Source organism: Metabacillus sp. 22489 (assembly GCF_052044855.1).
Classification (GTDB): domain Bacteria; phylum Bacillota; class Bacilli; order Bacillales; family Bacillaceae; genus Metabacillus; species Metabacillus niabensis.
This window is the reverse complement of record NZ_JBQENT010000017.1, coordinates 18,002-32,253: the sequence shown is the minus strand read 5'-3', so window position 1 is coordinate 32,253 and position 14,252 is coordinate 18,002. Positions and strand designations below refer to the sequence as shown.

11 protein-coding genes and 1 pseudogene are annotated in these 14,252 nt (G+C 35.5%); 6 read left to right on the top strand and 6 right to left on the bottom strand.

Going from position 1 to position 14,252, the window contains the following annotated elements; all coding sequences use genetic code 11:
• Window positions 1-7: 7 nt before the first annotated feature.
• The 3 genes from ACTJJ9_RS11970 to ACTJJ9_RS11960 form a co-directional block, all read right to left on the bottom strand.
• Window positions 8-2,428, bottom strand: coding sequence for a heavy metal translocating P-type ATPase (locus ACTJJ9_RS11970; protein WP_145582561.1), 2,421 nt, complete (start codon window positions 2,426-2,428; stop codon window positions 8-10).
• A gap of 100 nt (window positions 2,429-2,528) precedes the next feature.
• Window positions 2,529-2,735, bottom strand: coding sequence for a copper chaperone CopZ (gene copZ / locus ACTJJ9_RS11965; protein WP_145582560.1), 207 nt, complete (start codon window positions 2,733-2,735; stop codon window positions 2,529-2,531).
• A 115-nt stretch (window positions 2,736-2,850) separates the two neighbouring features.
• Window positions 2,851-3,726, bottom strand: coding sequence for an alpha/beta fold hydrolase (locus ACTJJ9_RS11960; RefSeq protein ID WP_145582559.1), 876 nt, complete (start codon window positions 3,724-3,726; stop codon window positions 2,851-2,853).
• Between the two features lie 165 nt (window positions 3,727-3,891).
• Between ACTJJ9_RS11960 and ACTJJ9_RS11955 the strand changes: the two genes are divergently transcribed.
• The 6 genes and pseudogenes from ACTJJ9_RS11955 to ACTJJ9_RS11930 all read left to right on the top strand — a co-directional run bounded on the left by ACTJJ9_RS11955 (window position 3,892) and on the right by ACTJJ9_RS11930 (window position 9,801).
• Complete coding sequence (locus ACTJJ9_RS11955; protein ID WP_095300414.1) at window positions 3,892-4,707, top strand: PaaX family transcriptional regulator C-terminal domain-containing protein; 816 nt, start codon at window positions 3,892-3,894, stop codon at window positions 4,705-4,707.
• 194 nt (window positions 4,708-4,901) lie between these two features.
• Complete coding sequence (locus ACTJJ9_RS11950) at window positions 4,902-5,591, top strand: response regulator transcription factor (protein WP_095303236.1); 690 nt, start codon at window positions 4,902-4,904, stop codon at window positions 5,589-5,591.
• Window positions 5,588-6,592 (top strand): sensor histidine kinase, encoded by a 1,005-nt coding sequence (locus ACTJJ9_RS11945; RefSeq protein WP_095303235.1) that lies wholly within the window; start codon window positions 5,588-5,590, stop codon window positions 6,590-6,592. Before ACTJJ9_RS11950 ends, ACTJJ9_RS11945 begins: the two co-directional genes overlap by 4 nt.
• A 176-nt stretch (window positions 6,593-6,768) precedes the next feature.
• A pseudogene (locus tag ACTJJ9_RS11940) lies at window positions 6,769-7,528 on the top strand (ABC transporter ATP-binding protein); the annotation flags it as partial.
• Window positions 7,521-9,461, top strand: a complete 1,941-nt coding sequence (locus ACTJJ9_RS11935; protein WP_145582557.1) for an ABC transporter permease — start codon at window positions 7,521-7,523, stop codon at window positions 9,459-9,461. The pseudogene ACTJJ9_RS11940 and the gene ACTJJ9_RS11935, both read left to right, overlap by 8 nt.
• Before the next feature lie 145 nt (window positions 9,462-9,606).
• On the top strand, window positions 9,607-9,801 hold the full coding sequence (locus ACTJJ9_RS11930; protein WP_095303232.1) for a hypothetical protein: 195 nt from the start codon (window positions 9,607-9,609) through the stop codon (window positions 9,799-9,801).
• Window positions 9,802-9,815: 14 nt separating this feature from the next.
• Here the strand turns inward: ACTJJ9_RS11930 and ACTJJ9_RS11925 are convergent, their stop codons facing one another.
• The 3 genes from ACTJJ9_RS11925 to ACTJJ9_RS11915 all read right to left on the bottom strand — a co-directional run bounded on the left by ACTJJ9_RS11925 (window position 9,816) and on the right by ACTJJ9_RS11915 (window position 14,103).
• The gene (locus ACTJJ9_RS11925; RefSeq protein ID WP_095303231.1) at window positions 9,816-10,838 is read right to left on the bottom strand and encodes an HAAS signaling domain-containing protein; all 1,023 of its coding nucleotides are present in this window, start codon (window positions 10,836-10,838) and stop codon (window positions 9,816-9,818) included.
• Window positions 10,835-11,173, bottom strand: a complete 339-nt coding sequence (locus ACTJJ9_RS11920; protein WP_095303230.1) for a PadR family transcriptional regulator — start codon at window positions 11,171-11,173, stop codon at window positions 10,835-10,837. The genes ACTJJ9_RS11925 and ACTJJ9_RS11920 overlap by 4 nt, the downstream gene beginning before the upstream one ends.
• A 161-nt stretch (window positions 11,174-11,334) precedes the next feature.
• Window positions 11,335-14,103, bottom strand: a complete 2,769-nt coding sequence (locus tag ACTJJ9_RS11915; RefSeq protein ID WP_145582556.1) for a glycosyl hydrolase 53 family protein — start codon at window positions 14,101-14,103, stop codon at window positions 11,335-11,337.
• Window positions 14,104-14,252 lie beyond the last annotated feature (149 nt).

Sequence of the window (14,252 nt, the reverse complement as noted above, 5' to 3'; positions counted from 1 at the left end):
CTTGACATTATAGCTTAACTCTCTGTAATCTTAATGCATTTAAAACGACTGAAACTGAACTAAATGCCATAGCTGCTCCAGCTAACCATGGTGCGAGGAAGCCTAGTGCAGCAATTGGAATTCCGATTGCATTATAAGCAAATGCCCAGAATAGATTTTGTTTAATATTACGGATGGTTTTTTTGCTCATGTAAATAGCATCAGCAATACTTGTTAAATCACCGCGAATAAGTGTAATATCCGCTGCTTCCATCGCTATATCTGTTCCAGTTCCAATTGCCATGCCGATGTCTGCTAAGGCAAGAGCAGGAGCATCATTAATACCATCACCAACCATAGCAACAATTTTCCCTTTTGCTTGAAGTTTTTTGACTTCTTCTACTTTCTCCTCCGGCAACACTTCAGCCACTACTTGATCAATTCCTGCCTCAGCTGCAATTGCCTTTGCTGTCCGGCTGTTATCCCCAGTAATCATCATTACTTCAAGACCCATTTCCTTTAGACGATTTACAGCCTTTTTAGATGAATCCTTTATAGTATCTGCTACTGCGATTAATCCTGCATATTGCTGATTAATTGCAACTAGCATCGCAGTTTTTCCCGCGTTCTCCAATTTCTCCATTGTTTGAAGTGTATTACTAACATTTATTTCATACTTCTCCATTAACTTACGAGTCCCTACAACTACGACTTTGTTATCAATTTTTGCACGAATTCCGTAACCAGGAATTGCTTCAAACTCCTCAGGCTTTATGAAGCTGCTGACTTTTGTTTCTATTCCGGCTACAATTGCCTGAGCTAATGGATGTTCTGATTGCTTTTCTGCTGATCCAACGAGCATTAAAAACTGGTTTTCATCAATGCCATTCTCTACTATGACATCTGTTAAAGTAGGGGTTCCATTTGTAACCGTTCCAGTTTTATCTAAAAGGATCGTTGTAATACGGTGCGTCATTTCAAGATGTTCTCCACCTTTAAAAAGAATCCCAAATTCAGCTGACCTTCCTGAGCCTGCCATAATTGAAGTTGGAGTAGCTAACCCTAATGCGCAAGGACATGCAATAACTAAAACTGCAATTAGCTTTTCTAATGCTTCCGCAAATTGTCCCGGAGTAATCCAAATAATCCAAATGAAAAATGTAATAAATGCTATCCCAACTACGATTGGAACAAATATACCCGAAATTTGATCTGCTAATCGTTGAATTGGCGCCTTCGAACCTTGCGCCTCTTCGACAACCTTAATGATTTGTGATAATGCCGTATCACGTCCTACTTTTGTTGCTTGTATAGTGAGAAAGCCATTTTTATTGATTGTTGCACCAATAACCTTGTCCCCTACTGTTTTATCAATCGGCACGCTTTCTCCTGTTAGCATTGATTCATCTAAAGCTGATTGCCCTTCAATAATGATACCGTCGACAGGTATTTTTTCACCTGGCTTCACAAGCACAATATCTCCAACGATAACATCATCTAATGAAATTTCTGCTTCCTTTCCATCACGAACGACTACTGCTGTTTTTGCCTGTAAACCCATTAGCTTTTTGATCGCCTCAGAAGAACGACCTTTTGCTCTTACTTCAAATAACTTTCCTAAAATAATTAAAGTAATGAGAACAGCACTTGTTTCATAATACAGCTCTACCATATGATCGTTTGATCCTAATGAAAGAATCGTTAAATACAAACTATAAAAATAGGCTGCAGATGTACCTAAAGCAACAAGAACATCCATATTTGCACTTTTATTTTTAAGTGCTTTATAAGCACCTATATAAAATTGTTTTCCGACAATAAATTGGACAGGTGTAGCCAAAGCTAACTGTACCCAAGGATTCATAAACATTTCCGGTAAATAAATAAATGATGTGAACTCAAAGTGACTCACCATTGCCCATAATAACGGAATAGATAAAATCAGTGAAAAGAGGAATTTGCCCTTTTGAGTTTCTAATTCCTTTGCTTTATGATCTGCAATTTCATCTTTTTCCACTTCTTTTAAAATTGCCTGATAGCCTAGCTTTTCAACAAGCTTGATCATATCGTTTTTACTAATTTGAGAAGGATTATATTCCACTGTTGCACTTTCTAAAGCTAAGTTTACCGTTGCATCTGTGACACCCTCCTGCTTGTTTAAGCCTTTTTCAATTCTAGTTGCACATGCTGCACAAGTCATACCGAGGATATTAAACTCAGCCTTTTCCTCAATTACTTCATACCCTAAATCATTTATCTTTTTCTTAAAGTCTTGAACATTTGCTACCTTTTGGTCATACGTAATCGAAGCACGCTCTAGTGCAAAATTAACCGTTGCATCCTCTACACCATCTATTTTCTTAATCCCTTTCTCAATACGAACTGCACATGCTGCACAGGTCATTCCTTGAGTAGGAAGAGTCGTTTCCTTTGTTGATGATTGTGACATGACTTCACCTTCTTATACCCCTATAGGGTTTGTTTTTTTATAAAAAGAATACGTGCACAAGTTATGCACGTTCACTCAAACAATAAAACAACTATCTATATTAGACAACCTCATATCCTTGGTCTTCAATTGTCTCCTTAATAGTCTCGAGTAACAGGTCAGAAGAATTGTACTCAACATCGACTTTACCATTAGTTAAATCGACTGCTACCTTTTCAACACCTTGTAATTTGCCTACAGACCCTTCAATTGCTTTCACACAATGTCCACATGACATCCCGCTTACATGTAATGTTACTTTTTCCATCATTTATCCTCTCCTATTATGTCAATTTAAATTATTTTTATTTCGTTGACTTAATAATACTATACCCCCCTAAGGTATGTAAAGAGGATTTTTATATTTTTTATCATAAATAGAATCATTCAGAAGTTAAAAAGCTTAAAACCCTTTTATTGATGAGCTCCGGCTTTTCCATCGACATTAGATGCCCAACACCTGCGATAAGTTCGGCAGTTAATTGTGGTACAAACCTTTTTGCTCTTTCCAACGCTTCAATAGGGTTATACATTACCTCATGTTCACCAATTAATAAAAGGATTGGAACTTGAACAGAAGTAAGTTCTTTATCAGTAAAAACATAAGGAAACCCGTTATCTTTCGGTTTTGTATCCCTTTCCTTTTCTACCCACATCATTCCAGCTACTAGTTGACTCTTCATTTTTTCATCAAGCCGATAACGATTAGCAAATATCCAATCCAAAAATTGGTCAACTCCCTCTTCATTTTGTACCATTCCAAATGCATATGAGTAAAACTCAGGCTTAAAGGATAGAAATGACTCAGCAGGACTCATAAGAACAACTCGATTTAATCTATTTGGAAAATGCAGAGCGAAATTTAATGCATGAAGAGCTCCATAAGATAACCCAACTAAACTTGCCTTTTCAATTTGCAAGCTATCCATTACCTCCTTTAACCAAACAGAATACGATTCTCGATTGATAAATGGCTTTTTAGGAATGCTTTTATTTTTGTCACCAAGAATATCAATACAAATAACCCGATAATGTTTACTCCAATAGAGTACATTAGGATACCACATTGTAGATCTCATACTTCCTCCATGGAGCAACAATAATGGTTGTTTCGCTTTATCTCCACTGTCGATGATGTGTGTACTTCCAAACGAGGTCTTTACATAGTTTAAGGAGTATGGAAGAGGCCATAATGTTAAACCTCTCTCATATGCATTTAAATAATCTATTTTTGCTTCATTTTTATCAAGATACTTCATAAATATAACTCTCCCCACTTAATATAATTTAAATTTGCACGTTCGTTATTTTTAATATTATATTAATTATCCATTTCCTGTCAACTTCAATTAAACGATCATTTAAAAAATAACATTTTGAAAACACTCGTTTATTCTTTATTATTTAATGTGGAGGTGTACAAGGTGAATATTGAGAAACAACTTTTATATTTAATTTCGAAGGTAGAAAAAATGGAAGGAAAGACACTTATCACTATCTTTGAACAAATGAACTATACACAACAAACGATTCGAAATGTACTTACGAAGTTAAAGAAGGACCAATTTATAACCTCCCCACAACGAGCTTTCTATCAAATTACTTCATTAGGAATTGAGACTATCCAATCTTTCTATTCTAAGCGGAACTATTATACAGAAAGCTGGGATAAAAAGTGGTATATTGCAATAATTGAAATACCCGAAACAGAGAGAAAAAAGAGAGATTTATTTAGAAGAAGTATTTTGCAGCTTGGCTTTGGCTCTTTATATAAAAGTGTTTATATATACCCTTGGAATATAACAGAACGGCTTCTTTCCTTAATTGACACGCTCGAGATTGAGAATTATGTCACACTTCTATCTAGCAATGAATTTATTTTAAATGGAGTTAGTGTTGAAGGATCTTCTGGCATCTTTAAGGCTGATACAATATGGGAATTGGATAAGATCCATGCGTTATACGAAGAAAAGTACAATTGGTTTTTACATGACTTTAAGCATAAAGTAAGTTCATACAACAAAAGCGACCAATTACATCCGCTTTATGTATTTATCCACTATTTAGAACTAATTGAGGTTATCCATGAGCTATTAATAGTGGATCCAATGCTTCCACCCGATTATTTACCAGGAAACTGGATTGGCGCAAAAGTATTAGCAGAATTTCAAAGCTGCTCTAATACATTAGCTAAGCTAATTCCTCCTGAATCTTTTTATTATCAGTTTGTTAAAAAGTAGTAAAAAAAGGAGGTTAGTCGCCTCCTTTACTCATTGACTTTTAAATCAAACAATAAAATCATTCTCGCCAATTTGGAATACTAATGACCGATAAAATAGTTGCAATATATCCTAATACGTTATCTTGTATAGCAGATTACCATGATTTGCTATACAATTTATATATCGATTAAGTAAAAATGTGTGGTGAGATGATGTTTAAACTATTATTAATAGAAGATGATAAAACTCTTTTTGAGGAAGTAAAAGAGAGACTAATGAGCTGGTCCTATGAAGTATATGGAATTTCAAACTTTAATAAAGTGATGGAGGATTTCACGAAAATTAAACCTGACTTAGTCATTATTGATATTCAATTACCAAAGTATGATGGATTTCATTGGTGCCGGATGATTCGTGCTCACTCTAATGTTCCAATCATCTTCCTATCTTCACGGGATCATCCTACAGAAATGGTCATGTCCATGCAGCTTGGAGCAGATGATTTTATTCAAAAGCCATTTCATTTTGATGTGCTTATCGCCAAAATACAAGCCATCCTTCGACGTGTTCATGATTATAATAACGAGCCAATCGCAATTAAAAGCTGGTGCGGAGCGACTGTCGATTTTGAACGTAATAGTGTCTCTAATGATCTTGGAACAGTAGAGCTTACAAAAAATGAACTCTTTATTTTGAAGCAATTAATTGAAAAGAAAAATACAATTATTAGTCGTGAAGAACTAATTCAAGCGCTATGGGATGATGAACGATTTGTTAGCGACAATACGTTGACTGTAAATGTAAATCGATTACGAAAAAAATTAGATGAGCTTGGATTAGGTAAATATATTGAAACGAAGGTTGGCCAAGGATATATAGCAAAGGAAGAGAATTTCTTATGATAAAGGAATTTATCCTCGAAAGAAAAAGCTGGATTCTTCTTTTTATCCTCCAGCAAATTCTTATTCTCTTAATAAGTTATCTCGACCCAACTATACCGTTTTCTTCATTGCTCTATATTGTCTTTTTATCGTTCATAGTTTTTGCCATTTTTCTTACGGTCCGTTACTTTAAAGAGATAAAGTTTTATAAAAGCTTACAGGATTGGGATAATAGTCTTGATTTAGCTAGCATTGATACAGCAAATACACCATTTACAAGATTGGTCGTTACCCATTTAACAAATCAGACAGAGCAGCTAAAAGAGACTGCCTCACAAAATCAGCTAGCACTAGACCAGGAAAAGGATGAGCTATTATCTTGGATTCATGAAGTTAAAACACCTTTAACCGCAATGCATCTAATGATTGAACGCTTAGAGCCCGGAACCCTTAAATCACAGCTTTTATATGAATGGCTTCGAATCCATCTTCTGCTTGATCAGCAGCTTCATCAAAAGCGCTCGGCCTTTATAGAAAACGATTTGTACGTAGAAATGGTTGATTTAAAGCAGTTAGTATTTAAAGAGATAAAAGCATTGCAATCCTGGTGCATTCAAAAAGGTATCGGCTTTGATATCAAGCTTGAAATAAAGGAAGTGCTCAGTGACGGTAAATGGCTAGCCTTTATCGTAAGACAGTTATTAACAAACGCAATTAAATATAGTGATTCGTCTGATATTTTAATTCGTAGCTATAGCAAAAATGACAGGACTATTTTAGAAATAGTTGATTACGGAAGAGGAATAAACCAACAAGACCTACCGCGAATTTTTGATAAAGGATTTACTTCAACAACTAATCATCTTGATCATTCTTCAACAGGAATGGGACTTTATTTAACAAAAAAAGTCGCAAAGCCTTTGCTAATAGATATTAATGTACAATCCCAACTCAATAAGGGAACAAAGGTAACCTTAACATTTCCAAAGAAAAATGAGTTCGACAATATGATGAGCATGTGACAAAAATGTCACATGCTTTTTTCAATTGTTAGGATAATAAAAGGAAATACTCGATTATCCCATTTATAATTAGGATAAATTCAGGTGAATGTGGCATACGGAAAGCGAACTCCTACTAGCAAAAGTGTGCGGACATATTTAGCAAAACCTATTATAAAAGGAGTTGGAAACTAAAAATGAATATATTAGAAGCTCACAAAATTCATAAAAGCTATGGAAATAAACTTAATAAACACGAAGTACTCAAAGGGATTGATTTAACGATTGAACATGGAGAATTTGTTAGTATTATGGGTGCGTCTGGCTCCGGAAAGACTACTCTTCTTAATGTTCTTTCATCAATCGACCATCTAAGCCAAGGTTCTATTGTGATAGAGGGGAAAGAAATGACAAGGATGAAGGAGAAGCAGCTAGCAGAATTCCGTAAACAGCACCTTGGCTTTATCTTCCAGGATTATAATCTGTTAGATACTCTCACAGTAAAGGAAAATATTTTATTACCTTTATCAATTACAAAAACCCCCAAAAAAATAGCGGAAGAAAAATTTCAAGGGCTAGCAAATGAGCTTGGCATCTATGATTTAAAGGATAAATATCCGAGTGAAATATCAGGAGGACAAAAACAACGGACTTCCGCAGCTAGAGCATTCATCCATGAGCCAAGCATTATCTTCGCTGATGAACCAACAGGTGCCCTTGATTCAAAATCTGCTTCCGACCTTTTAAACAAGCTAAGTGACTTAAATCATAAACGAAAAGCAACGATTATTATGGTAACACATGACCCTGTTGCCGCGAGCTATTGCAGCCGAGTCATTTTCATTAAAGATGGGCAAATTTACACGCAATTAAATAAAGGTAACCAAGAAAGACAGATTTTCTTCCAGGATATTATGAAAACACAAGGTGTCTTAGGTGGGGTTAAAGCATGAACATCAATCAGCTTATCATCCGAAATCTGAAAAAAAATCTAAAAAACTATTTCTTATATGTTTTTGCATTAATTTTTAGTGTTGCCTTGTATTTTTCTTTTGTTACATTACAATATGACCCATCAATGGATGAAGTTGAGGGTTCAATTAAAGGTGCTGCCTCGATTCGTGCTGCATCAGTATTACTTGTTGTCATTGTTTCGGTTTTCCTCTTATACGCAAATACGATTTTCATTAAAAGACGAAGTAAGGAAATTGGTTTATTCCAATTAATTGGAATGACAAAAAATAAAATCTTCCGCATTTTAACGGTGGAAAATTTTATTTTATATTTTAGTTCATTACTAATTGGGATTATCGTCGGATTTTCCGTATCAAAGCTTATTCTCATGATTTTATTTAAAATCATTGAAGTTAAAGAGCTTGCAAGCTTACACTTTTCTAGCCCGGCCTTCATCCAAACGTTAATCGTTTTTCTCTTTATCTACTTTTTTATTATGATGATGAATTACGGATTTATAAAAAGGCAAACTATCTTGTCCTTATTTAAAGTAACATCAGCAACTGAAGATAAAGTGAAAAAGATATCCTTTTTGGAAATGACGCTTGGCTTAATTGGTTTAATTTTAATTTTGTTAGGGTACTATGTGTCTTCAAGACTTTTTGATGGAGATTATACATCCAGTAATAAACTATTTCTCCTTATGATTTTTATTCTAGGATCAGTTATTATTGGGACTTACCTGTTTTATAAAGGGTCTGTTAGCTTTCTCGCTAATATCATAAGAAAAAGCAAAGATGGTTATTTAAATATTAATGAGGTTTTATCTCTATCCTCTATTATGTTTCGAATGAAATCCAATGCATTACTGTTAACGATTATTACAACAGTTTCGGCATTAGCAATTGGCCTATTATCACTAAGCTACATTTCCTATTATTCAGCAGAAAAATCAGCAAAAGACAATGTACCATCTCATTTCGCCTTATCCAGTCATGAAGATGCAAATAGCTTTAAAAATCTATTACAGAAAAATAACATTGCCTTCTCTGAAAAGGTAATTGATGTTATTCAAGTTGAAGCTAATATAAAGGATATTTCAAATATTAATTTGGGTGAAGTGAACTTTGATGAAAATAAAATGGTGATACCTGTTATTAGTGATAAGTCAGTTGATCATATTAATATATCTGAGGATGAAACAATTTTCACTGGTTATAGTGACTTATTACAGAGGTTTATGTCGTTTAAAAAGGCAGGAGACGTTACTTTCATTGGTCTTAAAGAAGAAATCCCGCTAACCTTCCTAGGGCTAGAGAAAGAATATATTGTTCCATACACGTTTGCAAATGGAGGTCTTCCCCTTGCCATTGTTGACGAAAAAATATTTGAGCGTTTGAAGACAGATATAAATCCTGAGATCCAACTAGATACATCTCTTTATATCGGCATTAATATTAAGGATGAAAAAGAGTTAGAAAAGGCTGACGAGCTATTTAATGAACCAACGTATACAGCTACTGCTTCATCTCAGCTTGAAATGAGTAAAAACCAAAAAAGCAACATGGGTCTCATCATGTTCATCGTTGCCTTTTTAGGATTAGCCTTCCTTATTACATCTGGATGTATCTTATATTTTAAACAGATGGATGAAAGTGAAGAAGAAAAGGGTAACTATACGATTTTAAGAAAGCTAGGCTTTACTCAAGGGGATTTAATTAAAGGTATTCAATTAAAGCAAATCTATAATTTTGGTATCCCTTTAGTTATCGGTTTGTTCCATAGCTATTTCGCCGTGCAATCTGGTTGGTTTTTATTCGGTACAGAAGTATGGGCACCAATGATAATCGTCATGGTCGTGTACACGATGCTATATTCGATATTTGGCATATTATCTGTACTTTATTATAAACGTGTCATTAAAGAAGCATTGTAATCTTAGAAAGCTCCTATTTGATTAGGAGCTTTTATATGTCTATGTAACAAAACCACCTTTTTTTATTTTGTAAGTGGTATCATGGTTATTAATAGTTTTGTAAAACTACAGTTGGAATAAGTATTCACTTAAAGGGGTTTTATTCATGAACCATGACATCTTGCTACGTAACGGTGTGACAGAACCGTTAGACTCCACTCACTTAAGTAGATTAATGGAGAACAATCGGTCGGCACCTCTTTTAAACCTAAAAGGGAAAATAGCCCAAACACTTGATAATTTAGTAATAAATAACTGTAAAAGTGATGATCAATGCTTTATTTTAATCGATTTAAAATAAAGCATTGAACCAATTCATAATGTTTTTGTTAAAGATGAGTTTGTCATTTTATTTGATTTTGCTTTTCTTATTCCTTTTGCCGCTTCTATCCCAGCAAATAAAATATAAGTGAAAATGGCCACCGATAAAGTCCATGTCTCCCAACTAGCTCCTAATGATAACACCTCTGTCATATAATCCTTGAATTCCGGAAGAACCAAGCGAGGATTCGTAATAATAATCACAAAAGCAATTGATGATATAAATTGGTAACAACAATTAAATACCGCTAATTTTATCGTCCAATGCCGTGTGATATATTTCCAAATTGAATTTGCTAGTTCAAATCCAATCACAACTGCTACTAATGGCCAATAAGCATGCAAAACGTCCTGATTAAACGTTGGTGTAACAAACACTAATCCTTCTGGACCTTTTTCATAAATCCCAACAAGGCTTGAAGCACTAAAGAAGACGATTGCCCATATGGCGGTCCAGAGTAGACCACCGAATACTTCAAAGCTTGGAATCCTTTTCTCATTATCTATATATGGAACCAACTCTAAATCATCTGGTGTCCACTCTTTTCCTGTCATCAGAGAATTTTTATGAACTGGGTCAACTCTTTCGATAATTGCAAAAACAACTGTTAGCCAAAAGAAGGTTTGAATAGCCGTTCCTATCATCCTCCATATTCCTAATCCAATTACATCTAAAATGACATTCAATACAGCCTCTTTACCGTCATAAGAAACAATATGGTCCGTTATAACGACTGTCAAGGCTACAAATGCTGCAATAGGCAAAATCATTTTTAGTAAATTTAGATAGATCCCATAATAAGCTGGACCAATTAAAGATCTCGGCTTATCAAGATAATTATTTGCTAACTTTGCTGGGTTTCCCAATTTCATTAAGACCGCTTTGACTTCCTTCTCCGTATAGTCATCCGGAAGCATATCTTCAATTGTCGATCGCAATTCTAAAGCAATATCCTCACGGCTCTTGTCAGGCAACCTTTTTGTCACCTCTTGAATATAAAGGTCAATCATCTTCATGAACCATCTTCCCCTCTTAAAAGATTGTAAAGCTCTTCAGACATCTTTTCCCACTCCAGCTTTAGCTGCGCTAATACCTCACTACCTAGCTCACTTAAAACATAATATCTTCTTGGCCGTGTTTCTGTCGTATCCCAGCTGCTTGTGACAAGCTCCTGTTTTTCTAACCTTCGGAGCAATGGATATAAGGTGCTTTGTTCTATTGATATCCCGCTTTCCTCTAATAATTGAACAAGTGAATATCCATACTGCGGTGTCTTTAATTGGCTTAAAACAGCGAGGGTTAAGGTTCCTCTTCTTAATTCTGTCGTAAGTGAATGAAGAATTTCCTCCACTGATGCACCTCCATTATTATCTGATTTATATTATTGTATATCGTATACTATGCATCATACAGTATTATTGTGAAGAAAGCAATTACTATTTTGTATTATCTTCCAAAAATAGATAAAAAGGGAAGAAGAAATCATAAAGATCCTTCCTCCTACTCTAAAATTTACTTGTTTTCTTGTAATTTATTTTTCTTTTTCACCAATCTATAGGTTATTCCTATTCCAATAAATAGAAGACCAAGTAACAGCATATTATAAGAAGCAGTGGCCGTTACAGGTAATGATTCCCCTTTTTCAGCTTTCTTCTCTTGCTGTTTCGTTGTTTCCTTATCTATATGATTCTTATGATTCTTCCCCTCATTCTCTGAGTTTCCGTTGTTTTGCTCAGGTATTTGAGCGTGGTTGTCATTGCTTATAGGTGTGGTCGGATTCTTAATCTCAGCAGGAGTCTCCGGCTTTTCTTCCATTGGAGTTTCCGGGTTGTCTTCAATACTATCTCCAACTCGGTATAAATAGAAATCATCTAAGCTTCCCCATGCACCTTGATTCGCTTTAATACTCGCTCCTATTGTTATTGTTCCATCTAAGACAAGTATATTTTTTATCACTGGGTTGCTCCAATTAACCCAGCCATTTACTGATGTTTCGACCTTGTATTGTTCGTCATTCGTATTTGCATAAAGAAACATCTCAGATTCCTCTGCATCTCCACCTTGAACAAACATTGCCAAATTGTAATAACCCGGTTCTAACCCTGTTATCCTCTGTTCAACGCGGAATCCTACTGTTTCAGGTGAATAGAAGTGAAGTGAATAATTACCGGATTTTGCATCGGACGCATTGTGTAGAAAGTCAGTATGTGGTGATAATCCATTTTCATATGAAATCTCCCACATACTACGGTTATCGTCCTCAAAACTTGGATTAACCACAAAGTTTTTCGGTTTAATTTCTAGATGTGCTGTAACAATTTGCCCACCTTCAACAGTTCCTTCAATGCTATACTCCCCATTACCATTAGAGATTGCCTCCTCAAGTGCTTTGCGATCCCATGTTATAGGAACCGTCCCCTCACTTCCATCGTTGTAACGTACAGTTACTGTTTCTGGTAATGGTATGTTCTCACCTTCTATTGCACTGATAAATATATCCTGAATTTCATCGATTGTTAATGGTGCCTTTGCTCCCGTGTTTACATATTTGAACACATTTAAGGATGCAAGAGGTTTTCCATTAAAATCAAATAATGCTTGGTTATCCACTGCGCTCCCGCCATACCAATGCCCTGCATCCTCAGGGTCATATTCAGCGGCAAAGCTTGTTGCCCAGCCTGAGCCATATCTTTCCCAAAGCTCCTTATTATTCTCTAATTTATTTGCTGGCCCAACCGGAAGCCATGCAGGTTCCCAATAAAAGACTCCAAGACCCGCATCCCCAACATTTGCGACAGCTTCAATCACATCTCTTACTGCAGTTGCCTGCCCTTGAACTGTAATTGGATAATTTAACGTTTGCCCCGAGTCTTTTGGGGCTGTGTTTTCATGTCCATCCCCATCTTCCTTTGTATATGTATAAGATGTTTCGGCAACCATCACCTTTTTTCCGTACGTATTAGCAACATACTTTAAAACAGTTGTTAAATTGTCTAATGTCCCATGCCAGAAAGGATAATAAGAGCTTGCAAAAACATCATAATCAACTTGATTTTTCTCTAGTGTTTCAGCAATAAATTGATAGCTCCCTGCCTTTTCAGGATTTGTAAAATGCAACGCTATTAATATTTCGGAATCTAAATCTCGAATTGCTCTACTACCTTCATTAAATAATTGGCTCATTTTTGTCCAATCTGTTTCACCAATAAATCCACCAGTTGTTTCATTACCGACCTGGACCATTCCAATATCAATTCCTGCATTTAACAATGTTTGCAGACTTTCCTTTGTATAGGTATAAACCTCGCTTTTCTTCTCTTCAAAACTTAAATTTTTCCATGCCTTTGGAGCTTGCTGTTTCGCAGGATCAGCCCAAAAGTCAGAGTAATGAAAATCTATTAAAACCTTCATCCCATTTTCTGTTGCTCTTTTTCCAATCTCTATTGCTTTCGTTAAATCGTTATTTCCCCCACCATAACCGTTGCCTTCCGAATTATACGGATTATTCCAGACACGAATACGCGTATAATTCACTCCAGCCTCTTTTAATGTTGTGAAGATATCCTGTTCTTTCCCTTCAAAATTGTAAAATTTCACTCCACTTTCTTCTAAGGAAATAATACTAGAAACGTCAACACCTTTTATAAAATCCTCATTCATTCCATCTACCCTTTCAACAAAGATATCTGCTTCCACAGGTTCAGGCAGATGACTTTGATTGGAGATTAAACGCATTTGATCTAAGTACCCCCATGCCTTTGGTTCTCCACTGACAATCGCACCGATTTGTAGATTTGATGTTTCTTCTTTGAGGTCGAATTGCAATGTAATTGTTCCCCATGCATTGTAGCCTGAAGTTGCTATTGCTTCACTCTCCTCATTTCCAGCAAATAGCTTAACAGTACCTTTCTCGGCTACTTCTCCACCCATTGTTCTTATTGAAAGCTCATAGCTTCCTGCCGGTAGACTTGGAATCGTTTGCTTAATTGTAAAGGTCAGTTTTTCTGATGCTGTATCCTTCACCCAATATTTTAGCGCAGCTGTACCCTCATCAACAGTCATCCATGTATCACTTGAATAAAGAAAATGTTGAACATCAACATTTTCTGTCTTTTCGATACTCCATGTTTTGTCTGCAAAAAAGTCCGTTTCAAATCCACCATTTGTCACTAAGTTATTTGATCTAGCTGCTGCATGCCCGACATTATTAGATAGTTGAATAGAACTTAGCATAAGTAAAACAATGAGCAATAGAGAAAAAGCTCTTTTCAATAGTTTCATAATCTCCTCACCTTTAGCCTTATAATTTATATTTAAGCGCTTCCATAGAACTGTAAGAGGATGAGAGGGCTTGTCCATTTTGACAATTCTCTTTTACCATGATGCTATTACTTATAATTAATTATCTCCTCCTGTACAGCTTTTTTGTA